Origin of the sequence: Colwellia sp. MB02u-14 (assembly GCF_014076915.1) — a bacterium.
In the GTDB taxonomy this organism is placed as follows: domain Bacteria; phylum Pseudomonadota; class Gammaproteobacteria; order Enterobacterales; family Alteromonadaceae; genus Colwellia_A.
Map to the genome: position 1 here is coordinate 58,667 of NZ_JACGUX010000047.1, position 25,387 is coordinate 84,053.

At 37.3% G+C, this 25,387-nt stretch carries 21 protein-coding genes; 10 read left to right on the top strand and 11 right to left on the bottom strand.

The window, feature by feature from the left end; all coding sequences use genetic code 11:
* Nucleotides 1-99: 99 nt before the first annotated feature.
* Nucleotides 100-423 carry a DUF3718 domain-containing protein gene (locus H4J52_RS03405; RefSeq protein ID WP_182179036.1) on the top strand — a complete coding sequence of 108 codons (324 nt, stop codon included), beginning with the start codon at nt 100-102 and terminating at the stop codon, nt 421-423.
* 132 nt (nt 424-555) lie between these two features.
* Here the strand turns inward: H4J52_RS03405 and H4J52_RS03410 are convergent, their stop codons facing one another.
* The 8 genes from H4J52_RS03410 to H4J52_RS20240 form a co-directional block, all read right to left on the bottom strand.
* Nucleotides 556-1,374, bottom strand: a complete 819-nt coding sequence (locus H4J52_RS03410) for a DUF1338 domain-containing protein (protein ID WP_182179038.1) — start codon at nt 1,372-1,374, stop codon at nt 556-558.
* Between the two features lie 197 nt (nt 1,375-1,571).
* Nucleotides 1,572-3,041, bottom strand: a complete 1,470-nt coding sequence (gene astD, locus H4J52_RS03415; RefSeq protein ID WP_182224229.1) for a succinylglutamate-semialdehyde dehydrogenase — start codon at nt 3,039-3,041, stop codon at nt 1,572-1,574.
* Between the two features lie 122 nt (nt 3,042-3,163).
* On the bottom strand, nt 3,164-4,180 hold the full coding sequence (astA, locus tag H4J52_RS03420) for an arginine N-succinyltransferase (RefSeq protein ID WP_182179042.1): 1,017 nt from the start codon (nt 4,178-4,180) through the stop codon (nt 3,164-3,166).
* Between the two features lie 99 nt (nt 4,181-4,279).
* Nucleotides 4,280-5,494: an aspartate aminotransferase family protein gene (locus H4J52_RS03425; protein WP_182179044.1), complete on the bottom strand. Its 1,215-nt coding sequence runs from the start codon at nt 5,492-5,494 to the stop codon at nt 4,280-4,282.
* Between the two features lie 334 nt (nt 5,495-5,828).
* Nucleotides 5,829-6,974, bottom strand: coding sequence for an HDOD domain-containing protein (locus H4J52_RS03430; protein ID WP_182179046.1), 1,146 nt, complete (start codon nt 6,972-6,974; stop codon nt 5,829-5,831).
* 119 nt (nt 6,975-7,093) lie between these two features.
* A complete protein-coding gene (locus H4J52_RS03435) occupies nt 7,094-7,678 on the bottom strand; it encodes an aminodeoxychorismate/anthranilate synthase component II (RefSeq protein WP_182179048.1) in 585 nt (194 codons plus the stop codon).
* A gap of 323 nt (nt 7,679-8,001) precedes the next feature.
* The gene (locus H4J52_RS03440; RefSeq protein ID WP_259367808.1) at nt 8,002-9,243 is read right to left on the bottom strand and encodes an alginate export family protein; all 1,242 of its coding nucleotides are present in this window, start codon (nt 9,241-9,243) and stop codon (nt 8,002-8,004) included.
* Nucleotides 9,244-9,606: 363 nt separating this feature from the next.
* Nucleotides 9,607-10,785, bottom strand: a complete 1,179-nt coding sequence (locus H4J52_RS20240) for a YcbX family protein (RefSeq protein WP_182224230.1) — start codon at nt 10,783-10,785, stop codon at nt 9,607-9,609.
* 167 nt (nt 10,786-10,952) lie between these two features.
* On the opposite strand from H4J52_RS20240, the gene mpl reads away from it, so the two are divergent.
* Entirely contained in the window at nt 10,953-12,359 is a 1,407-nt protein-coding gene (mpl, locus tag H4J52_RS03450; RefSeq protein WP_182179293.1) for a UDP-N-acetylmuramate:L-alanyl-gamma-D-glutamyl-meso-diaminopimelate ligase, read from the top strand.
* Nucleotides 12,346-12,963 carry a flavin prenyltransferase UbiX gene (locus H4J52_RS03455; protein ID WP_182179052.1) on the top strand — a complete coding sequence of 206 codons (618 nt, stop codon included), beginning with the start codon at nt 12,346-12,348 and terminating at the stop codon, nt 12,961-12,963. The genes mpl and H4J52_RS03455 overlap by 14 nt, the downstream gene beginning before the upstream one ends.
* Here H4J52_RS03455 and H4J52_RS03460 read toward each other — a convergent pair.
* From H4J52_RS03460 to H4J52_RS03470, 3 genes are all read right to left on the bottom strand, one after another.
* Nucleotides 12,960-13,145 (bottom strand): hypothetical protein, encoded by a 186-nt coding sequence (locus tag H4J52_RS03460; RefSeq protein WP_182179054.1) that lies wholly within the window; start codon nt 13,143-13,145, stop codon nt 12,960-12,962. The two genes, H4J52_RS03455 and H4J52_RS03460, sit on opposite strands and share 4 nt — an antisense overlap.
* 37 nt (nt 13,146-13,182) lie before the next feature.
* On the bottom strand, nt 13,183-13,620 hold the full coding sequence (locus H4J52_RS03465; RefSeq protein WP_182223840.1) for a hypothetical protein: 438 nt from the start codon (nt 13,618-13,620) through the stop codon (nt 13,183-13,185).
* A 392-nt stretch (nt 13,621-14,012) separates the two neighbouring features.
* Nucleotides 14,013-14,174: a hypothetical protein gene (locus H4J52_RS03470; RefSeq protein ID WP_182179058.1), complete on the bottom strand. Its 162-nt coding sequence runs from the start codon at nt 14,172-14,174 to the stop codon at nt 14,013-14,015.
* 275 nt (nt 14,175-14,449) lie between these two features.
* Between H4J52_RS03470 and H4J52_RS03475 the strand changes: the two genes are divergently transcribed.
* From H4J52_RS03475 to H4J52_RS03505, 7 genes are all read left to right on the top strand, one after another.
* Entirely contained in the window at nt 14,450-15,613 is a 1,164-nt protein-coding gene (locus H4J52_RS03475) for a murein transglycosylase domain-containing protein (protein ID WP_182224231.1), read from the top strand.
* A gap of 461 nt (nt 15,614-16,074) precedes the next feature.
* Nucleotides 16,075-17,142, top strand: coding sequence for a uroporphyrinogen decarboxylase (gene hemE, locus H4J52_RS03480; protein WP_182179062.1), 1,068 nt, complete (start codon nt 16,075-16,077; stop codon nt 17,140-17,142).
* Nucleotides 17,143-17,298: 156 nt separating this feature from the next.
* A complete protein-coding gene (locus H4J52_RS03485; protein WP_182179064.1) occupies nt 17,299-19,866 on the top strand; it encodes an EAL domain-containing protein in 2,568 nt (855 codons plus the stop codon).
* A gap of 206 nt (nt 19,867-20,072) precedes the next feature.
* A complete protein-coding gene (locus H4J52_RS03490) occupies nt 20,073-21,731 on the top strand; it encodes a M28 family metallopeptidase (RefSeq protein ID WP_259367809.1) in 1,659 nt (552 codons plus the stop codon).
* A gap of 119 nt (nt 21,732-21,850) precedes the next feature.
* Entirely contained in the window at nt 21,851-22,693 is an 843-nt protein-coding gene (locus tag H4J52_RS03495; RefSeq protein WP_182179068.1) for an HDOD domain-containing protein, read from the top strand.
* 238 nt (nt 22,694-22,931) lie between these two features.
* Nucleotides 22,932-24,356, top strand: coding sequence for a sodium-dependent transporter (locus tag H4J52_RS03500; RefSeq protein ID WP_182179070.1), 1,425 nt, complete (start codon nt 22,932-22,934; stop codon nt 24,354-24,356).
* A gap of 94 nt (nt 24,357-24,450) precedes the next feature.
* Complete coding sequence (locus tag H4J52_RS03505; RefSeq protein WP_182179072.1) at nt 24,451-25,380, top strand: class I SAM-dependent methyltransferase; 930 nt, start codon at nt 24,451-24,453, stop codon at nt 25,378-25,380.
* Nucleotides 25,381-25,387 lie beyond the last annotated feature (7 nt).

The window sequence follows — 25,387 nt, forward strand, 5'->3', positions numbered from 1 at the left end:
TATCAACATTAGTTTAATACAACTTTTTTTCATTTTAGCGTCACTATTAATAAGACAACGCAATCTGTGTTGTCATAAATATTAATTTGGAGAGTTAACATGAACTATAAAAATATAGTAGTAGCGACAATCATCACATTGGGTTTTTCAATATCAGCACAAGCTGCAAAAGTAACAGCTATAGATAATAGTATTGCAACGAATTTATGTGTAACAGCAGCCACAGGTAATAGAGCCGCAATGTACAAATCGATAAAGTCTTCCGGATACTCTTCAAAATATGTAGCGAATAACATTGAATGTAATGGAAAAAATTTATTAAGCTTTGTTGAACATAACGGCAAAAATTCAGCAGCTATGCTGAAACTGTTAGATCGGACAAAGACTTCAGTTTCAATTACTGATTTAGCAAGCGTTAACTAAAAGAAAGGAACGTTGAATTATTAAGATGTATTACGAGGTGGCCACAAGTGTGATATTTTTAGCGAGCAGATTTTGTGATTTCTGCTCGCTATATCTAGCAAATATTATAATACAGATAAAATATAATAATATTTAACTGGCGTTAGTACTTTCGAATATTTTATCTGCAGAAGCAGCAACAAAACCAGAATATAACTGCCCGTTCTCTAGAGGGTAGCGCTTAGCAAACTCATAAAAACAACTAGGGATTTCTACTTCACCGTCTGAAAATTTAACAAGCGCTTTATCAGCCATTGTTGAAGATTGCTCTAGTTTAACCGTCGAATCACCTTTAATTTCTCCGCCGGTGGTGTTTAATAAAAAACCGCCTGCTTTAACTGCTGCATTTACATCTTCGATATCTGTAAAGTTTGTTAGGTGATTTATGCTTACAGTAAAGTGGTTAGCACGATAACCCCAGGCCGCAACCCATGCAGCATATTCACTTTCTGCTAACAAGGTTTGATATTCTGCTTTACTGACTTGCCAATGCGTACCTGAGTACAAAAAGCGACTATCAGCAATGATGTCATCGTCTATAGCACTCACCATTTTTTCTATAATAGCCTGAACTTCAGCAGAAAATTCTTTTACACGCAATTCACTAATGAAAACTTTAGGCAAGCTAGTATCGCTATGCTCAAAATGTTTTGCATTTAATTTTTTGCTTGAAAAGTCATACTCACCAGCATATTTATAACCTAGGTCGATCAAAATAGCCGCTAGTTTATCTAAATTGACTTTAGCGGTATCAAAGGTGCGGTAAGCAACATGATCGTTTATTAAGTCAGTACCCGAGCTTAGTAACTCATGAATCTTATGAGCTGAAGGGGTAACTTTAATATAATTCTGCCAGATATTAGTAAACAAGTCGGTAACTTGTTGGTGTTGGTTTGATATAGCATTAGTCATGTGAACATCCTTAGTATATTTAAATGGGGTACTAACGAATAGTTAAAGAATAGCGTTCATTTTTGGAAGATCAATTTGAATGCGGGTTACTGCTAACTATTCAAATGAATCGTTAGATTTGATCTATATTTTTAAAAAAGCTGGGACGAAGCCCAGCTTTCAATATAGGGTTATTAGTGAGCATACTAAAACTTAACCTAGATACTTAAGCCAGGGCTTAAAGTAGCAGGTAATGACACTTTAGGCGCTTCAACAGAAGCTACTGGGTATGCACAATAATCAGCGGCATAGAATGCGCTAGCTCTGTGATTACCACTAGCACCGATACCACCAAACGGTGCAGCACTGCTTGCGCCGGTAATTGGTTTGTTCCAATTAACGATGCCAGCACGTATTCTGCGGAAAAAGTGATTGTATAAATCTTCACTGTCACTTAACAAACCAGCAGATAAACCAAATGAAGTATTGTTTGCTTCATTGATCGCTGCGTCAAAATCTGTGTAACGGTATACTTTTAATAACGGACCAAAATGTTCGTCATCAGGCATTTCATTAATCGCGGTTACATCAAGTATACCCGGAGAAATAAAGCCAGTCCCAGCTTCCAAATGTTTCATCTCAACTAATGAGTTAGCGCCTAAATCAAGTAACTGTTGCTGAGCAGCTACCAAGCTTAAAGCAGCTTTCTCAGAAATCATAGAACCGATAAAGGGCTGCTCTTCGTCATCATAATAGCCAATCTTAATGGCTTGAGTTGCTTCAATTAACTTAGCTATAATTGCATCGCCTTGCTCACCCGTTTCAATGAATAAACGTCTTGAACAAGTACAGCGTTGACCCGTCGTTACAAAAGCTGATTGAATAATATCGTGTACAACCGCTTTTACATCACTAATGTCTTTAACGATTAATGGGTTGTTTCCACCCATTTCTAACGCTAATATTTTACCTGGCTGACCACCAAATTGCTCATGTAATAAGTGACCGGTGTTTGAACTACCCGTGAAAAACAAACCATCAATTTGTGGGTGAGAAGCAAGCGCTTTACCTGTTTCGACTTCACCTTGTACAAGATTAATTACGCCATTAGGTAAACCTGCTTGTAGCCAAAGTTTTAACGTTTCTTCAGCAACTTTCGGCGTTAATTCACTTGGTTTAAATACAACCGTATTGCCCGCTATTAAAGCCGGAACAATGTGGCCATTAGGTAAATGACCGGGAAAATTATAAGGACCAAAAATAGCGACAACACCATGTGGCTTATGACGGATCATTGCTTTTGCACCAGGCATTGGGTTTTCAACAGTGCCGGTACGCTCATTGTTAGCCTTAACAGAAATGGCTATTTTACCCATCATTGCGCCAACTTCAGTGCGTGTTTCCCAAAGGGGTTTTCCTGTCTCTTGTGCAATTGTAATTGCTAAATTTTCTTTGTTTTCACCTAACAAAACAGCAAACTTTTCTGCAATAGCAATACGTGCCTCTAAGCTCATTTCTGCCCAAGACTCAAATGCCGTTCTAGCACTTTTTACCGCGGTATCAACTTGTTCTTTAGAAGCAGATTGACCCTGCCAAATAACTTCGTTTTTAGCGGGATTTAACGAGCTAACATCGTGGCCTAAACCTACTTGCCATTGACCATTAATTAATTGTATTGCTTGTGACATTTTTCTGTCCTTATACTTTGCGACGTCATCATGTGATTTAACCCCCCATGATGAACTCATGATTACTTTACTGCTATCTGTTAAGCAAAATTCAAGCCCAGCTTAAAAGATTAAAGTTTAGTTTAATTAAGTACTAAGCGTACAAAATCACCTTCATTTACTTGTAGTGCTTCTGCGATATCACCAGGGATCACTACTTGCTCTGCTGTTGCTCTTAACGATACCTTCGCTTGAACAGCTCTAAAACCTGCCACTTTCGTGTTACAGATAATAAAGTTAACCGTGTCATCAGTATCACCAATAATCACTTGATATTTTACACTGTTACGTATGGTTTTTACTTTTGCTGTTTGTACTTCAACGGTTGGACCACCATCAAAAATATCGACATAACCTCGACGTGCAAAACCTTCAGCTTCTAATAAACGCAGTGCTGGTAGGGTTTTTGGATGAACTTCGTTAATAACTTTTTGGGCATCTTTACTTAATAAGTTGACATAAATAGGATGCTTTGGCATTAATTCAGCGATAAATACTTTTTTACCAATACCGGTTAGGTAATCGGCAGTAGGAAAGTCCATTGAGAAGAAGTGTTCTTCTAACCAATTCCAAAAAGGAGAACGACCTTCCTCGTCTGAAATACCACGCATTTCAGCGATAACTGTTTCAGCAAAGCGTTCTTGATGCTCAGCCATAAACAAAAAACGACAACGAGACAAAAAACGACCATTTTTGTTTTTACGATGACTTTCACCTAAAAACAATGTACATATTTCAGATGCACCCGTGTAGTCATTACACAGCGATAATGTTTCTACGGTATTATAAATGCCTAGCTCACGAGAGTTATGAACGACTTTACCTAAATGATAATGGTAAAAAGCATCCTCTAAGCCTACTGCTGCTTCAATACCACTGGTTCCAACAACTTGACCAGTGTCAGTATCTTCCATTACAAACAAATAGCCTTCGCTAGATGGGTACGACACTTCTTTATTGAAAGAAACTTCAGAGTGAGCGATACGTTGCTTTAATAAGCCTTCGTTGATCGGCAGTGATGTAAAACCGTGTCCTGATTCTATCGCAATACGATGCAAGGAGTCATAATCGCTTGCTTGAATAGGGCGTATAATAATCATAGAAAAATCTCATTTTTTATAAAGAAAAAGAAATTGTGGTTACTCTTAGAGAATAATCACAATTTCAACGGTGTAATTGTTTTATTAAATTAACAATGACTATATTGCTAATTTAGCAACGGCTTTTTCAAAACGTGCTAAACCTTCAACAATATCAGCATCTGGGATAACTAAAGACGGAGCAAAACGAATAATGCTTGCGCCAGCAACTAAAGTCATAACACCTTCTGTCAATGCCGCGTTTAAAAAGTCTTTTGCTTTACCTTGATATGCATCAGTTAATACAGCACCAATTAATAAACCTTTACCACGAATTTCTTTAAAAACGTTGTGCTTAGCATTAATGGCATTTAGACCAGCAACATAGATTTTTGCTTTTTCTTTTACACCATTTAAAACTTCTGGTGTATTAACGGTGTCAAATGCAGCTTCAGCTACAGCACAGGCTAAAGGGTTGCCGCCATAAGTACTGCCATGAGTACCTATTTTAAGGTGTTTAGCAATCTCAGTTGTTGTTATCATTGCGCCGATAGGGAAACCGCCACCTAATGCTTTTGCTGTGGTTAAAATGTCAGGTACAACGTTTAAGCCCATATAAGCATATAAATCACCAGTACGGCCAACACCTGTTTGTACTTCATCAAAAATAAGTAAAGCGTGATGTTGATCACAAAGTGCACGAACACCTTCAATAAAATCTTGAGTAGGAGAAACTAAGCCGCCTTCACCTTGTAATGGTTCAATCATTACGGCACACGTTTTGTCAGACATAATGGCTTTAAGTGCTTCAAGATCGTTGTAATCAACGTGATCAATATCGCCTGGCTTCGGTCCGAATCCATCAGAGTAAGTAACTTGTCCACCAACAGTAACCGTAAAGAAAGTACGACCGTGGAAACCTTGTTTAAACGCAATTATTTGTGTTTTACCTGCTCCATGAACATCAAGAGCCCAACGACGTGCCAATTTTAGTGCGGCTTCGTTTGCTTCAGCACCTGAGTTTGCAAAGTAAACCTTATTTGCAAAAGTATTATCAACGATTTTTTTAGCTAAACGTAAGGCAGGTTCGTTAGTCATTACATTTGATAAATGCCAAATTTTATCTGCTTGGTCTTTTAATGCGCCAACCAATGCAGGATGACAATGGCCTAAACAGTTAACAGCAATACCGCCAGCAAAATCAATGAATTCACGATCTTGTTGATCCCATACACGAGAGCCTTTACCACGTACAGGGACAACCGTTGATGGTGCATAGTTCGGTACCATAACGTCATCAAATAATTCACGGCCTACAGGAAAATGGTTAGTCATTGTTTACTCCTCAAGTGATTAAACACTGCTGTGCAGTGCATATTGGCATTACTGCTGAATAATTCAGCACATAAAAACCTTATATTAGTTTATATTTCAGCAGACAAAAAAGGATGAAGCTAGAAATTAGGTATTAAGTATGACAGAGAAAACAAGCATTGTCTTGCTCCAAGTGACCGCAAGCCTTTTAAAACTGGGGCTTGTCGGGTTTTATTCAGTATAGATGCATAACTATATAAAGAGAATTTAAAGAGCTTATTGACGGAATTGCTCGTTAGGTAGCTGACTAAGTGCTTAATTAACAATAGGTGAAATTTTAATAAATAATCAAAAATTATTTAAAATTTAATTTTATGTGATCAATGTCACTTTTCTTTAGTAAACTGATCTCTTGAGGCGTAATACGCACTGACGTTAAGAGTAGCTTAGCTTCGTCATTACTGATCAACTCATCTTTAGCTAAGCTTCTAAATGCCACATAAGCCTTTGCCTTGGTAACAATTTGCGCTAAAGGGCACATTTTTTCAAGTGTTTCTGTATAAGCAAGATCAAATGTAGCTTCAGTGATCCGTAATCGGTCAAGGCGCATTAATTCAACTAAATCTGCCGATATTTTACTGCTGCGCGTAATGAGCTGTTCAAGTAATAAATCAGGAGAGGCATCAAATTTAACTAAGGTATCGTGAAGTTTTTTATCTTTATTTTCGTAAGCTGTTTTTAATTCAGCGGTGTGTAATTCGCTATAGGTTGTCAGAAAGCAACGAGACACAGCAATTAAACCTAAATGACTAAACATGCCCGCAGCAAAAGCTGTAAATTCATCCATCCCCTCTTTTTTGGCCAATACAGAGGAAGACATCGCGATAGCTAAACTGTCATTCCAAAGTTTTCTTTTCATTAAGGAATAGGGAGCTGTGCTGTTGGGCAACCAATGCTTAAGCATAAAGGTGGGCATGACTAATTTTAAGTTGTCTAAGCCAATGTAACTTAGCGCTAGGCTTGCGTCAGATACTTGCACATTAGCACGCTTACGATATTGAGGCTTATTGACTAAGTTTATAAGTTCATCAGCTAACCAAGGTAGTGACTTTGCTAAAGGAATGATGCGGTTAATTGAAGCGGCACGCACGGACAGTATTTCCATGATATTGGGGGCGGCATCTTCAATTTTTAATATATTGTTGTAGAGGTTTTCTTTGTTATCAAACTTCTTATTCACTTCGGCTGTGACATGGGCAAAAAATTTTGACATCACTTGGTCAGTAAAAAAACTTTCACCATGTGCTCGAATTATTTTATTCTTTTTGGCTTCTTCTTCAACAGCAAGTAACTCTCGGCGTCGATTAGATTGTTCACTATTTTGCTGGCTAGCAATAGTAACTTTGCCACTTTGTTGTTCAGCAAACTCTTTACTGATCATTAAGCTCATCGCTCTTCGGTATATTGGGGCGACTAAGTCGTTGTTTTCAAATATCTGCATGAGCGTAAATAATGTTTTCCAATAAAGTTGAAGTTATGTCTTTTGTCGGCGATATAGTCAAAAGTATGTGTGATAGCGGATGAGATTACTCGTCTTATTTACATTTTACATTTTACATTTTACTTAAAGTGACTGAGGAAGTTGCCCAATAACATCATCCCTTGTTCAGTTAAAATTGACTCAGGATGGAATTGTACGCTAGCAATGGGTAATTTTTTGTGCATTAAAGCCATAATTTCATCATTTTCACCATTTTCATCACAGCTCCAAGCGGTGACTTCGAGACATTCAGGTAAAGTGTTTTTATTAACAATTAATGAATGATAGCGAGTCACCGTTAGTGGATTATTTAATCGGTGAAATAATCCCTTTTCGACATGCTTTATTTTACTTGTCTTACCATGCATCACTTTACGTGCTTTATCAATGATTGCACCATAATGTTGTGCAATACACTGGTGCCCTAAACAAACGCCTAAGATAGGTACTTTCCCTGCAAAGTGTTTAACAATATCTAATGATAAACCTGCTTCGTTGGGTGAGCAGGGGCCTGGCGAAATAACAATATACTGAGGCGACCATGCCTTAATTTCAGCTAACGTTATTTGGTCATTACGGGCAACCACGACTTCTTGTCCTAATGCTTGAAAATAATGTACTAAATTAAATGTAAAAGAGTCGTAATTGTCGAGCATTAATAACAAAATAATCCCTTGAATAGGAAGGCTATAAACGCGGTTATTCTAATCGCTCGCCATAGACAATTCATTATATATTTATGGTTTAGCGCTTGACGCTTGTTTTTGCAGGTTTTTTAATACTATTTAAATGAATATTTTGTCTCTATGTACACGAATTTGTTGAGACTTTGGAGGTAAAAACGGTCATTTGACTATGACTATGACAACGTCTGCGTTGTTTACATTCGTTACGCGTTAACATCTATATGACCATACCGTAAATCCTGTACATTCAAGGCTGTTACTTTTGTAACGGCCTTGAATTTAAGTAAGGCTAAACGCAAGTTTTAGAACTTAGTTGCAACTTGTATCCATAATTTATGGGTATCATTACTTAACTCATTAGTACTGTAGCTTGCAAATTTAATCAGTAAATCGTAGTCCTTTTTAAAGGAGTACGCAGCGATTAAGTCTACCTCTGTTCCGCAATCAATATGACCTTCATTTGAAACAAGATCATGAAATGTTGCTGCTAACTTAACATCATTCAAGGTTGTTTTTACCGTAATGTATGTATCTTCAACGCCATTAGCCATCCCTGTGCTACTACCTGTACCTAAGAACTTATCTGCAAATCCTTGGAATTTATGTAATGTAGCAAAAGGTGTACTAAAAGCTGCTTTACCCTTATCGCTGCCTAAAACTTCTAAACCACCTAAAAGTGTAATCTTACCCAACTCTGTGGCTATTTCAGCATTGTAATAACTTGCATCGTAGCTTAGCGGGTTGTCGCCAGCGTCACTTTGTGTTGCAGCGCTTAAGTTAACTTTTATCGCGCCAAAGTTACCTTGATAAAGTAAGCCATAAGTGTTTGAAGACATGGCATGTGCTTTGTTGAAATCTAATACGTAGGCAAATGCTGAAAGTGTATGTGCTTTATTAATTTTGTAGCCCGCATTTGCAAAGTGGAAGGCTCCAGAAAGATTGTTCGATTTTTTACTATTCTCTTCAAAAATACGATTAGCGTTGTGAACAAAACTATAATCTAATGAAACTGTATCGTTTACCGCATATTGAATACGGTATCCATCATAGGTTTGCTCGTTTTGACGCCAGTCTACACCCCCTATAAAACGCTGGTTGTTATGTAGAATACGTTGACGACCCGCAGTAAGTTTTACTTTTTGAGTATTGAATTGTAAAAATGCTTGGTTAACGTCAGTTCCTTCGGGGTCTATAACAATAGAGTCAGAGCCGTTGTAGCTATTTGTTAAGTCGTTATAGTTATCTATAACGGCTGTTACGTTGTCAACTTCAAGGCCTATTGACCAATGCTTATAATCGCCTGTTTGCAGTGTCAAACGAGACTTTATGGTTAACGCTGTTGCCTCTATATCTGAAGCGCCATTTATGCCATCTTCATCAACCCCTTCGTAGCGAGCACGAAAGCTAATACCGACTTTACTATCCGCAATTGCTTTTTTTATTTCTGAATTGAACGAGGTATCGTCTGCTATTGCAAAAGGTGCCGAGATAATCGCGCTAGTCATTATAGCGAGTAACAATTTTGTTTTAATAAACTTCATCATTTATATCCTATGTATTTCATTCTTGAATTTTTTGTGAATACCAATTGGTGTTGCTATGCCAAGAAGCCGCATTGAACGGGAGGGTTAATATTGTTAATATTTTCTATTTTATTTGAAATAATTGATGAGCAGAGTTTGTCACCTTGCCAATAGGGAAAGTTTGATTCATATCAAGTTGTTATTTTTTGAGGGAACACCGCTGTTTCATTGTTGACTTACATCAAACAGTAGAGCGATAGTTATAGGTGGATAATCTTAGAATGGTAAAGATTTTATAAAGGTGAATTTTTTATGATGAAATATATCAAGGCATTGCATTTATGGCTTAACTTACCGTACTTGTTAAGCCATTGAGCTGGCGTGTTATCGCTTTGCTAACACTAAATCAGATTGCGGAACAGAACTACAGGCCAATACAAAGCCTTGTTCTTTATCTGCATCGCTTAATCCATCATTCGCTAACTGTTTCACTTCGCCACTTTCTAGCTTTATCTTACAACGACCACACATGCCGCCTCGACATGAATAAGGTAAGAGCATACCTGCTGCTTCACCTTGATCTAAAATAGAGTCTTTGGTGTTACCGATAACGTTTTTGTTCCATGAGTCAAAGTGTAAATTCACTTTCCTTTTGGGCTTTTTTTTCAGCACTTTATTCGCCGCTAAATCGGGAGAAGATTTTGTCTCGGCAGTTTTCTTTGCTGGGTGAGGTATAAATAGAGGTGAAGACTGCTTCTTTAAAATAACTATTTCATCACCTTGCTTAATACTTCCCTGATTTAGGGCAATTAAATTTTGTCCAAACATAACGTCACCGCTGACGACTTGTCGGTAATTTTTTAAAGTGGTCAGGGGTTCTTGCTGTGGATGCTTTTCTGCATTCTTAGGATCAACGGTGGTAAATATACAGCGAGAACAAGGCTTAGATATTTCAAATTCTACTTCGCCAATGCGAATATGTTGCCAAGTGTCTTCAGCAAAAGCATCACAATGGTCAACAACAAGATTAGGGCGAAATTGCGACATACTAACGCTTTGATTTAGCTGCAGAGACATTTTACGATTTAAATCATCAAGAGAAGCTTGCGAAAGAAGTAAAAGAGGATAACCGTCAGCAAAAGCGACTTGCTTGTGACTATTACGAACATAACGCTGCGACTGCTCACCAAAATAAAGTAGCTGACAAGGTTTATTTAAATACTGGCTAAACCATAAATCATAATTCTTATGACCATACTGCGCCTTTATACCGTCGTCCCATACACTAATGTCTTTATAAACTTTTGATAACATATGATAAGAGATGTGCAGCGCTGGCATGTCGGGGGCGGTTAAAATTAACCCCTGCTCAGATAAATTAACCTTAATAAGGCAAAGTGTTGGTTCAGTACGAGCGGTTATAAACAGCCCATTTGGGTCTGTTAGCACAAAGCGTCGGTCGAAACTTAAGCCAAAATCGTCAACCCAACTATTAGACAAAGCAATGCCAGCAGCTGATTTTATAGGGTATATATGAAGAGATTGTAATGAAGGTGATTGCACAGCGCGTCCTTTATTTTATTATGACTATGCATACTTACTAAATTAACACGGTATTGCAATGCCTTTTTTGTTTCTGATCAGGTATATTGTTAGGCATTATTTTGAACTTATTTTTATTACTGGTTGGCAACGCAATAGCAGAGCACCAGCGCTTTAACGGACATTATATGCATATTCACATTTTAGGTATTTGCGGCACATTTATGGGTGGTATCGCGGCAATAGCAAAACAACTTGGTCATCGTGTTTCAGGTTGTGACGCTAATGTTTATCCGCCAATGAGTACACAGCTCGAACAATTAGGGATTGAATTAAAACCAGGCTATTTAACCGCACATTTAAACGATGAACCTGATTTAGTGATCGTGGGTAATGCCATGGCGCGCGGCAACATAATGGTTGAGTATGTACTCGATAGAAATATCCCTTATACCTCAGGCCCACAATGGTTATTAGAACATGTCTTAAAAGACCGCTGGGTAGTGGCTATTTCAGGTACGCATGGTAAAACAACAACCAGTTCTATGGTCGCTTGGATTTTAGAATACGCTAACATGAAGCCTGGCTTTTTAATCGGTGGTGTTCCACAAAACTTTGATTGTTCTGCACGCTTAGGCGATGCGCCATTTTTTGTTATTGAAGCCGATGAATACGATACCGCTTTTTTTGATAAACGCTCTAAGTTTGTTCATTATCGTCCACGTACTTTGGTGATTAATAATATGGAGTTTGATCACGCTGATATTTTTAATGACTTGTCAGATATTCAACGCCAGTTTCATCATCTTATTCGAATGGTTCCCAGTAACGGCTTAGTGTTGTCACCAAAAAATGAATCGGCTATTACTGAAACGTTAGCGCAGGGTTGTTGGACACCTACAGAATTTAGTGTTGAACATAGCGCTCGCCAAGAAGGCTGGCATGCAGAAAAGCTTATTGTCGATGGCAGCGCGTTTATTGTGCGTTTCAAAGGTGAAATTCAAGGCACAGTAAAATGGAACTTAATTGGCGACTTTAACATCGACAATGGTTTAATGGCGATTGCTGCCGCTAGACATGCTGGTGTTCCTAGCCATGTTGCGATTGATGCACTGGCTGAATTTATTAATACCAAACGACGTTTAGAGTTGCGTGGCGAAGTGCAGCAAGTGCGCGTTTTTGACGATTTTGCGCACCACCCAACGGCTATCGCTAAAACACTGGCTGGGGTTCGATCTAATGTCAGCGCTAATGGTGAAGGCGATCAATCTTGTCGGGTAATTGCCGTGTTAGAGCCAAGGTCAAACACCATGAAATCAGGTGTGCATAAAGACACACTTGCTACCTCATTAGCACAAGCTGATGTTGTGTATTTGTTTCAAGGTGAGCAAGTGAAATGGTCGGTGAATACCCTTATTCAAGATTGTAAGCAGCCGTGCTTTGTTGAAACGAACATTGACGCTTTAGTCAGTCATATTGTTGAAAACTCTCAAGCACGCGATACCATTGTTGTAATGAGTAACGGTGGTTTTGGTGATATTCACAATAAATTATTAATAGCATTGGAAAAAAAGGATCAACATGCACGAGTTTAGAGAAAAAATAACGGTCGCTATTACGGGGGCTTCTGGCGCGCCGTATGCATTACGACTGATCGAGTGTTTAGTGGCCGCGAATGTAGAAATTTATGTACTATGTTCAAGCGCAGCTCGGGTTGTTCTTGATACAGAAGTGGGCGTCAAAATACCGGGCTCTCCTGATGGTGCCACTCAATTTTTGAGTGAAAAATTTAAAGCCAAGCCTTCACAGATCACTGTTTTTGGCAAAGAACAATGGTTCTCACCAGTGGCTTCAGGCTCTGCAGCCCCTAAAAAGATGATTGTTTGCCCCTGTTCAACAGGCACATTAGCGGCTATTACCCTAGGCATGAGTGACAACTTGATTGAGCGTGCAGCCGATGTTGTTATTAAAGAAAGAGGGCAGTTGATTTTAGTAGTACGAGAATCACCTTTTTCCACCATACACTTACAAAATATGCTAACACTTTCACAAATGGGGGTAACCATAATGCCAGCAGCGCCTGGGTTTTATCATCATCCTCAGTCAATTAATGACTTAATCGATTTCATGGTAGGAAGAATGTTAGACCATTTAAGCATTGAGCAATCTATTATACCGCGCTGGGGTTATCAGGTTTAATGATTTTTGCGAAGCAATACATTCTTACCTTCAATTTTACAATTGGGATCTATTTCCTTGCGGTGAATATCGCAAGGAGCGGGTTTAGCGTTAATAATAATCTCTTGTCGTCCGTCGCTCATCGATACTGAACCACAAGAAAATAAAAAGAGTATCAGTAAAGTAGATAATAACTTTTGCATATTTTTGCTCTAGAACCCTGTGTAAAATCAGTATAAGTTATTTAAATAAGTTAGAACAGTTTTCAGGTGAGGCAGTCATTAACGTAATCGTTTTACCACTTCGCACTTTTACACAACTTACTGATTCAGGAATTTTTTTCTTTTGAATGACATCAAATTCACCTTGGGTGGCCGAATTTAGATGGTACTGAAAAGCCTCATTACTCCCCTCAAATAAAGCGGTAAATAACCCAAAAACTAATGCCCCAGCAATGGTCCCTGCAATCATATCTTCATGGTTACCGTCAAGCTCGCCTAATAAGCCAATGCCAGCACCGGTAATAATACCTGTTTTGACCTCTGAAGATAAAGTTACCGGCGTAACCGACGCAATCGTCGCATAAAATTCTTTAATTATTTGGTGTTGGTCTGCTCGGTCAACCCCATGGCTTGCACATCCGGTTAACAGTAAAGCGCTAAGTAATAATCTTTTCATAGTCTTTTCTCAATAATTTAGTGCGCATATAAAAGGAGGGCGCAAGTGGTTACGACAAGATTTTACCGAGAGTTACAAGCCAAAAGTATATAAAAATTGTGTGTTAATTGTTTATGGTAACTTACATTATTTTACATTTTGTAAAAATTATTTACCTCAATAAAATGTTTGCCTGGGATGAATGGAATTACCGTCATTTATACTTTTTAAGTAGGTGCAATAATAAAATGATTAAATGAAGACATTAGCGAAACTCAATTGCTTATTAACAGTTTCGCTTTAAGCTTTTGGTAGGTTAATTTAAAAGTTTTTACCTTGAGTTAATGTGCTGAGCAGTCATCTTAATTTATACCTAAAGAACCTTTTTTATTTATATTAACGACTACAAAGAATTAACCTAACAGTTTACCTAAACCCTTTGTTAAGACTTGTTTTGCTTGTTGTCCTTGCTCAGTGTCTAAGCTGCCTTTAGCCCTAGATATCAAGCCAGCTTGTTTTTCTGCCATAGCCGAAGTACTTAATGTTGAACTAGTTAATATGATAGGTTCTTTCATCAGAATTTGCGTAATGATTGAGCGTTATTATTTCGTTAATTAACTGTACAGCATATAAAAAATTAATAGGATCAATATCTGCTATACATTGAAAGTAGTCACGGCTAAAGCAACCTTTAAAAGAATGTTAGGCACTTTTACAGGTATATTTTTTACGGGGTGTTACTGATAATACCTTTGTATAACTCACCTTATATTATCAATGTATTGGTATTTTTAATTGCTAAATATATATATGCTTTGCGGGGAGTAAATAAATCAAAGGTTGTAGTTTAATGTTTAAAAAACTGTTGTTGCTACTTATCGTCATTAGTTTAACCAGTTGTAAAAGTACGCCCAATCTTGCCTCACTTCGCAGTGCGGAAATCTTAATTAAACAAATAAAATCTGAAGACCCAGATCTTATTGCTATTGCTCAACAAGCGGTTAAAACGAATAAACTTATTTTACACGATGTTAATAATATCAAAGCGTTGTTTGAAAAATTAACGAAACAGATTAACGAGGTTTGGGGCGAAGCTAAGCCAAAAATACCTAACAATAAAAAGCTTGTTAAATATACCAACAACTACAAAGCCCGTGCCATTGTTGATTTTGAAAAAGGAACAATTTTAATCGAATCTTTAGCTGATAAGTCTTCAGCTAAAACGCTGAATAATTTACAACAAGCAATAGTAACCACTTTATTATCGACATCCGATCCTCAAAAAACTGATATATTTTCAAGCGACGCACCACTGTTATCAGGGCAACCTTACTTATACCAACAAGTGGTTGACCGAGACAACAAGCCGATTCAATACCAATGGCGCGCGAATCGATTCTCTGAGTATTTAACCGAATTTAACTTACAAAAATACAAAAAAAATAAAAAACAAATTTATGCGGTTAGCATCAAGATGGTGGCAAAACATCAACACCTGCGTGAACAAAAATACAGTGTTCATGTACTGGCAGCCGCTAAACGTTATCAAATATCACCGCAACTTATATACGGTATTATTGAAACTGAAAGTAGCTTTAATCCATTTGCGGTGAGTACAGCTAATGCATATGGCTTAATGCAAGTTGTGCCTAAAACAGCCGGCGCTGATGTTTTTCAACGCATTAAGAAGAAAAAGGGCATGCCAACCAAGCAGCAGCTATTTGACCCCGCGTTTAACATTGATATTGGCTCAGCCTACTTATACATTCTCAACAATAATTATTTAAAATCCGTACGAAATTTAACCAGTCGACACTACTCTATTATTTCTGCTTACAATGGCGGTGCGGGTAATGTATTAAAAACTTTTCATGGTAATCGTAAAACTGCAATGAGAGTGCTCAATGCCAAGTTGCCTAAAGATGTATACTATTTACTGACGAAAAAGCACCCAAAAGCTGAATCTCGCCATTATTTAGAGAAGGTAACGAAGGCTGAAAAAACCTATTTATAAATAAGTAGAGTTGTGAATACTATTGCCTAATAAAACAGTAAAGGTTTATAGCCTAAACACGAAAAATATTAATAGGTTATTTTAGGCAATAAAAAAGCCTTACAAAGTGTAAGGCTTGAATTGCTCGCTGTAGGTCTAGTTTATACTAGCTTCTTTTTAGTTATTTCTTTTATTATTATTATTTTTATTTTATGTACTTCTTTAACGCGGGGCAATTTATAGCAAAGCAAAAAAGCTAACGCAACAACTTTAATAGAGCATTTATACCACGATTTTTTTCGTACAAGTCACTTTTGTTACAATAATTTACACTTGTTAAAAATAAGTAACTGATAACACATTGCTTATTACGCTTATAAGGTAATAAGCTTATATTATTACTGCTAAGAATTGATTTAGAACATAGACCAAAAAAATTGCTAATGATAGAATGCGCGCATATAAAAATGGGAAGATACTTCATGACTGAATTAAAAAACGATACTTACTTACGCGCGCTTTTGCGTCAGCCTGTAGATTACACACCCGTATGGATGATGAGACAAGCAGGGCGTTACTTACCTGAATACCGCGAAGTTCGCAAAAATGCGGGGGACTTTATGTCGGTATGTCGTGATGCTGATCTTGCCTGTGAAGTTACCATTCAACCGTTACGTCGCTTTCCGCTTGATGCTGCCATTTTATTCAGTGATATTTTAACGATCCCTGATGCGATGGGCTTAGGTTTGTACTTTGAAACTGGGGAAGGACCAAAGTTTGAGCGTCCTATTACTTGTAAGGCTGACGTAGAAAAAATTGGTATTCCAGATCCTGAAGTAGAATTACAATATGTAATGAATGCGGTGCGTACTATCCGCAAAGAATTAAAAGGTGAAGTTCCTCTTATTGGTTTTTCTGGTAGTCCATGGACATTAGCGACTTACATGATTGAAGGCGGTAGTTCAAAAGCGTTCACCAAAATCAAAAAAATGATGTTTGCTGAACCAAAAACATTACACATGTTACTAGACAAATTAGCTGATTCTGTTATTTCATATTTGAATGCTCAAATTGCTGCTGGCGCACAATCAGTTATGGTTTTTGATACTTGGGGCGGCGTATTGTCTCCACGTGATTATCAAGAATTTTCATTACAGTATATGGCAAAAATTGTTGACGGTTTAACTCGTCATAATGAAGGTCGTAAAGTCCCTGTAACCTTGTTTACCAAAAATGGCGGTATGTGGTTAGAGTCTATCGCGGCAACAGGCTGTGACGCAGTAGCACTTGATTGGACCATAGATATTGAAAATGCAAAAGCACGTATCGGTGATAAAGTTGCTTTGCAAGGTAATATGGATCCTTCAATGCTTTACGCCCCCTTACCGCGTATTGAGCAAGAAGTTGACAAAATTCTTGCCGGCTTTGGTGAAGGCGGTACTGGGCATGTATTCAATTTAGGTCATGGTATTCACCCTGATGTGGATCCAGAGCATGCGGGTCACTTTATAGAATCAGTTCACCGCTTAAGTAAGCCTTATCATAAGTAATTTATTAAAATTTAAGCAATAAATTGTAAAGGAGCTTTATGCTCCTCTACTGTCACTATGCAAATAAAGTGTTAATTCTTTCTTTCGTTTAGTGGATATTTCACCCAAATATAGTCATTATGATTAAACATTCTATTATCTTTATTTCTGGATTGTATGGCAGAACATTTAAATAATGAACTTGATAATCGTAATGAGAGCGATAACTTGTTAGCAAACGAAACGACTGCTTTGCTTATCAAATATCGCAAGCTCGAAGACCGCTATACCGCACTTTTTAAACTAAACCAGTTATCACATGACTGTGCCGATTTAAGTATGTTCTATGGTCAAGTTCATCAATCTATAGCTTCAGTGATGAGAGCTGAAAATTTTTATATTGCGCTCTACGATCAAACCTTATCCACCTTAGAGTTTGTCTATGATATTGATGAAAAAGATGATTTCCCTTTAGGTAAGTCTCCTTTAGCTGCTTTTGCAGGTTCTATGACTTGCTATGTTATTGAAACAGCTAAATCATTATTAGCAACTCCTGAGGTTGTTGGTGAATTAGTGGCTAAGAATGCAATTAAACGTATGGGCTCTGACAGTACTGACTGGCTTGGTGTTCCCTTGCTGAACGATGGTGTTGTTATTGGGGTTATGGCTGTACAGAGTTATTCTGAGAAAATTCGTTACTTGGTAGATGACCTAGAGTTGATGGAGTTTACGGCTCAGCATATCGTTACCGCGATGACCCGCTTAAAAGATCATGAGCGTTTACAAAATGCAGTAAATTCACGCACTCGTGAACTTATGAAGCAAATTAGAGAGCGAGAAAAGTCAGAGTTATTGCAAGAGTCGCTTTTTAAAATATCAGAATTAACCAATGATGCTACGCTCCACATTGATCAGTTTTACTCAATGGTTCATAACATTGTTGGCCAGCTCATAAACGCTCAAAACTTTTATATCACTAAATATGATCAAAATTCCAAAACACTTTCTTTTGTTTATTATTTAGATCAAAACTCTACTAATGCCGATGTTGACTCTCAGCCAATAACATTAGGAAATAGTTTTACCGAGCACATCATTCGTACCGGTGAAACACAATTACTTAATTATCAGCAAATGTATGCTTTATATGAGCAAGGTAAGACTAAAGAGCCACAAGGTGAAACTAAATCTTGGCTGGGCGTGCCATTAATACATTCTGGTGTTGTACTTGGAGCAATGGTCTTACAAAGTTATAATTTAGCGACAACATTCACTGAGCAAGATGCGGAACTATTAAAATTTGTTTCTCAACATGTTGCTTCAGCGATTAATCGACGTGACATATTAGAATTTGAACGGCAATCGCATCTACTTCTTGAACAGCAAGTTAAGCTAAGAACGGTCGCATTAGAAGACGAAATAAAGCAAAGAAAAAAAGCTGAAGAGAAGTTACAACATACGGCGTCACACGATATTTTAACAGGCTTACCAAATCGCACGCTGTTTATTAACTTATTGAATCATGCTATTGCTTGTCATAAACGAAAAGCTAAGATGAAATTTGCGGTGTTATTTTTAGATCTTGACCGCTTTAAGGTGGTTAATGACAGCCTAGGTCACCATGCTGGTGATTTGCTCTTACAAAAAATAGCCAAAAAATTAAAAATACTGGTTCGAGACAAAGACACGGTGGCTCGGTTAGGCGGTGATGAGTTTGTTATTTTAATTGAAGATTTAGATTCTAATAATGAAGCTTATGAAGTTGCTCAGCGTATTAATGACTTTTTAGCTACTCCTTTTATTATCGAAAACCAAGGTATTTTTATTGGCACAAGTATTGGTGTGTTATTTAATCATGAACGTTATGACAGCGCTGACATTATGCTTAGAGATGCTGATACCGCAATGTACCATGCAAAAAATCAAGGCAAGGGCCGTTATGAAGTTTTTGATTCTAGCATGCAAAAAAAAGTTCAACATGCATTGGAATTGGAAACTGATATTCGTAATGGTATAGAAAATAATGAATTTTCACCTTACTTTCAGCCGATTGTTGATTTAAAAACTGAAGCGGTTGTTGGGTTTGAAGCTCTAGCTCGTTGGCAGAGTACGAAACGTGGCTTTGTTCTTCCAAATGATTTTATTCCCCTCGCAGAAGAAACGAATTTAGTGATGGCGATTGACTTTCTGATCATAGAGAAGTCTTGTTTGCAGTTAAAGCAATGGGAAAAAAAGTGTGGTCGCGATGACTTGTACGTTAGTTGTAACTTATACGGTGATCATTTTTTTAGTGTAACGCTACCGGTCGATATTGAAGAAATAATTCAACGTGTTGGCATTAAACCCCCGCAATTAAGAGTTGAGTTAACCGAACGTGCTTTACTCGAAAATAGTGACATAGTGCTAAAAAATATGAATGCACTAAAAACATTAGGCGTGAAAATTTTACTTGATGATTTTGGCACGGGTTATTCAAGTTTAAGTTACTTACATCGTTTTCCTATTGATGTGCTAAAAATTGATCGTTCGTTCATTAATAATGTGCACGAGCATGATAATCATCAGGCGATCATAAAAACCATTATAGATTTAGCAACCAATTTACAAATGGGAACAGTATGTGAAGGCATTGAAAACCTAGCAGATGCCGAGCTTTTAATGGCTATGGCCTGTCGCTTTGGGCAGGGTTATTATTATGCTAAACCTATGCCGGCGACTGAAACAGAGGCATATTTACTGAAGTAGTTGTTCTATTCTTACAATAAAATGGCGTTATTTCATTAGGAATACCGCCATTTTAGTATGGGTTTTATGAGCTTTAGTTGTGAGCGCTTTAACGAATAACTTTATGTCTATACTAGCGTTTTATTTTTACAATCATTATAGTGATATAAATATATCAACTCCCCTCTAAAATATCTTAAAATTTAATTAATAATATGAAGAAGCCAATGAAATTTAAATTAATAGCCAGTGCAAGTTTATTAAGTATCGCGTTTTTATCTGCGTGTGGACAAAACAATGAAGCAACAAGGTCAGTTGCTGAAAAAATGCCACAAGTAAATGAAAATAATATAAAAGCCCACATAGAGTTTTTAGCTGACGATACTTTATTAGGGCGAGATACTGGTAGTGAAGGCTACCAAATAGCCGCTAATTATGTAAAGTCATACTTTAAACAGTTAGGCTTAACACCTATGGGTGAACGTGAAGGGTTTGAACAAAAAGTAACCTTTAGAAAAGCGTTCCTTGAAGAAAATAGTGCTGAGCTTTCTATTATTAATACTTCAGGTACCATTGAGTTAGCCTTTAAAGATGCTTTTATTATGTCAGGCGATAGTATCGTGACAGACGCTAGCGTTACGGCTGAAACTGTTTTTGTTGGTTACGGCATTGTTTCTAAAGAATTTGGTTATAACGATTACGAAGATATTGATGTTGAAGGCAAAGTTGTTGTTGTTTTAACAGGACGTCCTGATGATTTACCGTCAGAAGAAGGTGCTCACATCGGTTCTAGCAGTGAAAAAATTCAACATGCCGTTAGCAATGGAGCTGTTGGTTTTATTACTATTCATACCCCTAAACGTGATGCAGTAAGAACTTTTGCTAAAAGCGCATCTTATGCGGAAGCACCACGTTTAAGCTGGTTAAACAAAGAGGGCATGCCTTTTGGGAAACATCCTGAAATAAAAGGAGGTGCTTATTTAAGTTCAGAGTATGCCCAAGCCTTATTTGAAGGAGCAGAACGCACACTAGAAGCGTTACTTAGCGACGATACTAATAATATTGCCATTAAAGGTTTTGCTTTGAAATCAAGTGTTAACATGGCTAATAAAAGTCGCCATGAAGAAATTACCAGCCCTAATCTTATTGCTGTTATTGAAGGAAGTGACCCCGTACTAAAAGACGAATATGTGGTCTTTAGTGCTCACCTTGATCACATTGGTATTAGTAGCCATGGTGATGAAAAAGATAAAATTAACAATGGCGCGTTAGACAATGCATCAGGCGTTTCAATTTTGCTAGAAACAGCCCGCTTATTATCGAGCATGCCTGAAAAACCAAAACGTTCTATTTTATTTGTTGTAGTTACAGGTGAAGAAAAGGGGCTATTAGGGTCTAGCTATTTTGCAACAAACCCAACGGTACCGTCGTCTCAAATGGTTGCGAACGTTAACTTAGATATGCCATTAATCTTATACCCATTTGCTGATATTATTGCTTTCGGTTCAACACATTCAAGTTTAGGTCCTATCGTTGCGAGTGCCGCAGAAAAAATTAATTTGTCGCTAAGTGATGACCCAATGCCAGAGCAGGCGTTATTTACGCGTAGCGACCACTACAGCTTTGTCAAAGCAGGTATTCCATCAGTCTTTTTAATGACAGGCTTTAAATCTAAAGATCCTGAAATTGATGGCGGTGCAGTATTTGGTGACTTCCTTAAAAATCATTATCATCAACATAGTGATGAAATAACCCTACCTATTCGTTACGATGCCGCGGCAAGCTTTGCCGAGGTTAATATGATGATAGGTTTAGAAATTGCTAATGGTGATAAACGTCCAACGTGGAACCAAGGCGACTTTTTTGGAAAAACTTTCGCTCAGTAAAATGCATCGGTAAAAAAGATAAAACGCAGTGATGAAGATCACTGCGTTTTTTTTGTTTTCTGCTTTTAACTAAAAAGCTACACTATAAACATGACTCGATAAAAATATTGATACCCACCATGGATGCTCACCAATACGCTTTACAAGCTAATGGCTCTTTTGCTCTTCCCGACGCTTGTTTCAAAATTAAAGGATTAATGGAAAATGAAGACTCAACGATTGAAGATTTTGCCAATGTAATTAGTGTCGACCCTTCAATGACTTCTCGTTTATTACAAATTGCTAATAGTGCTATTTATAGTTTTCCGGGAGAAATTAGCACTATCTCACGTGCCATCACAATTATTGGCACCCAAGCTATTTATAACATGATGCTAGTGGATGTTGCGGCGACAGCCTTTAAACACTTTTCAAATCAGGCAATTGATTTAAAACGTTTTTGGCGGATGAGCATTTTTTGTGGTTTGGCGACTAAAAATTTAGCGATTAAGGCTGGGATCCCTGATATTGAGCGGCTTTTTGTCGCTGGACTTCTGCAAAATTTTGGTGAAGTGATTGTTGCAAAAATAACGCCTGAAATTGCTCAGCAATGTGAAAAATATTCAACCGAGCAGTTGCCTTGGGCACTGCAAAAGCAAGTGCTGGGTTTTACTTATACCGATATATCTGCAGAGTTATTAAAAATATGGCAAATACCTGAAAAAATAATTTTGCCTATTCGCCACGTTAACGAAGCAAAAAAAATTCAAATTAATAAAGATGTAAAAGTCCTTTATTTAGCCTCTCGTTTAGCATTAGTTGATAGCCATCCCGATGTGTTCGATTATAAGGACAGTATTGATGAACGTTTATGTCAGAATTTAAATATTTTTAGTGATGACTTAGCTCAGGCGGTTGATTTTGCATCAGAAGAGACGGAAAATATTCTCACTATCATCAATGGCGGACTTTTCTCAAAATAGAGGGATACTATTTGTGGAAGGGGCTATAGATGAGTTCTTGCTGAAATTATGAGATTTATAAGGCGATTTTACGACTTGGTTTCTAGGTGCAACCATATTTATACACTTAATTACTAATACCTTCGTTCTAAAACAAGACATTAATTATAAAGCCTGCTAGCATCAGGCCATTCTTTTTTCGTATAGTTAATAAACTGTACAAAATATGCCCTACAAATAATTATAATTAAGGACATTTATGAGCGCATCTAGAGAGCATTTTAGCTCTAAACTCGGATTTATTTTAGCCGCAGCAGGTTCTGCTGTTGGCATTGGTAACTTAGTCGGCTTTCCTGTGAATGCTGCTAAAAATGGGGGTGGTGCATTTTTAATTATGTACGCATTATTCGTATTTTTAATTTGTTTACCGGTAATGATTGCCGAAATGGCCGTTGGCCGTAAAACACAAAAAGAACCTGTTGGTGCCTATAAAGCACTCAGTGGTGGTAGTAGAGGTTGGGGAATAGCCGGGATCTTTGGTGTGCTTACGCCATTTATGATTGCTGTTTTCTATATGGTGTTAACCGTATGGCTTTTCGGTTATCTCGCGTTAACATTATCGGGTCAATTAGATTATTTAGCCAGCGGTAAGGGCTTTAGTGAATTCATTAATAGTTCCTATTTATTTGTGGCTATGGTTGCTGTTGCTGCCATTATAAATTTCATTTTAGTTGCCGGGGTAAAAGAGGGCATAGAAAAAGCAGCAAAAATACTGATGCCAGCATTATTCGTTATGCTGTTAATCATGGTGGTTTATGTACTAAGCCTTGATAACGCTATGGCTGGTGTGAAATTTTTTATTATTCCTGATTTTGATAAAATCACCCCTACCGTGATTAACGGCGCCTTGTCGCAAGCGTTCTTTTCGCTATCGTTAGGTATGGGTATATTAATTACTTACGGTTCATATATTAATAATAAAACTGATATTGTTAATTCTGCAAAATTAGTGGCTTTAACTGATACTGCGGTTGCTTTTACTGCAGGCTTAATGATTTTACCTGCGGTATTTTCATTCAACCCTAATGTTAATCCAGCGGAGTTAAGTGACAGTTCTGTATCATTAATTTTTACTTTTTTACCTAAAATATTTTTAGCACTACAAACCTCTATTGGCTACTTTGGTGCAAGTGCCGTCGCTGCATTTTTCTTCCTTTTAGTGTTTTTTGCTGCTATTACCTCATTAGTTTCAATTATTGAAGTACCGGTTTCTTATTTAGTCACAGAAAAAAAGCATAGTCGTAAAAAAGCCTTATCAATTTTAATGATTTTAGGTGGTGTATTAACTGTATTTGCTATGGTTTCATTTGGTATGGTGTCGTTCTTTACTGAATTTACAACGTATGCTGGCGGTTCACGTTCATTCTTTGATGTGGTTTATGATATTTTCTACGATACAATTTTACCGTTAAATGGCTTTCTTTTATGTATGTTTGTAAGTTATCGCTGGAAAAAACATAACCTTTCAGACGAACTAGCTATTGGCAACGATAACTATAAAGGTTCTTGGGTCGAGAAGTATGTTAACTTCTCGTTAGGTACTTTTATACCCTTCATTGTCTTATGTATTTTCTTAAATACTGTTGCGCAAAAATTCTTTGCCTACAACATTTTTGCTTCGTAGTATGATGATGTAATGTAAAGGAACAAACGATTTAACCAAAAGCCGCATAATTTGTTATTATGCGGCTTTATTTTATCTTTTAAACAATATAGTTATGACACTAAACCTTCAAGATCACCTTAAAACTTCGCTACAGTCTATTGAAAAACTCAGTAGTTTAACTGATTGCCAACGATTATTTCATGGTAGAGGTCATACTTATCCTGAGTTATCTCACGTCAATGTTGACTGGTTTTCGCCTGTTGTGCTCATTACACTTTACCAAGAGGTTGATGAAGCTTGGTTGAATGAACAAGTGACGGTGATAAAGCAGTTGATCCCATACTGCCAATCGATTCAAGTACAATACCGTAGCCGAAAGTTTGCTCCTAGCGAAGTATTATGGGGAGAAGATATCACGGAATTAAATGCGCAAGAACATGGCCTTAAATATCATATTAGCTTAGGTAAAGCACAAAATTCTGGGCTTTTTCTTGATATGGGCAATGGCCGAGATTGGGTGAAAAATCATAGTGAAGGGAGGAACGTTTTAAATCTATTTGCTTATACTTGTGCCTTTTCTATTGCCGCTATTGCAGGGGGTGCTCGGCAAGTTGTTAATATTGATATGAGTAAAAGCTCTTTATCTAAAGGGCGTGAAAATCATAAACTTAATAAACAAGATGCGAGCAAGGTAAAATATGAAGGTGTTGATATTTTTAAATCGTACAATCGATTGAAAAAAAATGGCCCTTACGATTTATTGATTTGTGATCCTCCTTCATTTCAAAAGGGCAGTGTAAATATTGAGCGAGATTACAAGAAAATCATTAAACGCTTACCTGAGTTAATGGCAAATAATAGTGATGTAGTGCTCTGTTTAAATTCTCCTGACTTAAGTGAGGATTTTTTATTAGCTGAAGTTTCTAGAGAATGCCCTCAGTGCCAATTTCAGCATCGAATTGATAACCCAAAGGTATTCGTTGAAGCTGAAGCAGGTAAGGGCTTGAAGGTGCTTTATTTTCGCTACGTGGAAATATGCTAAATAAGTT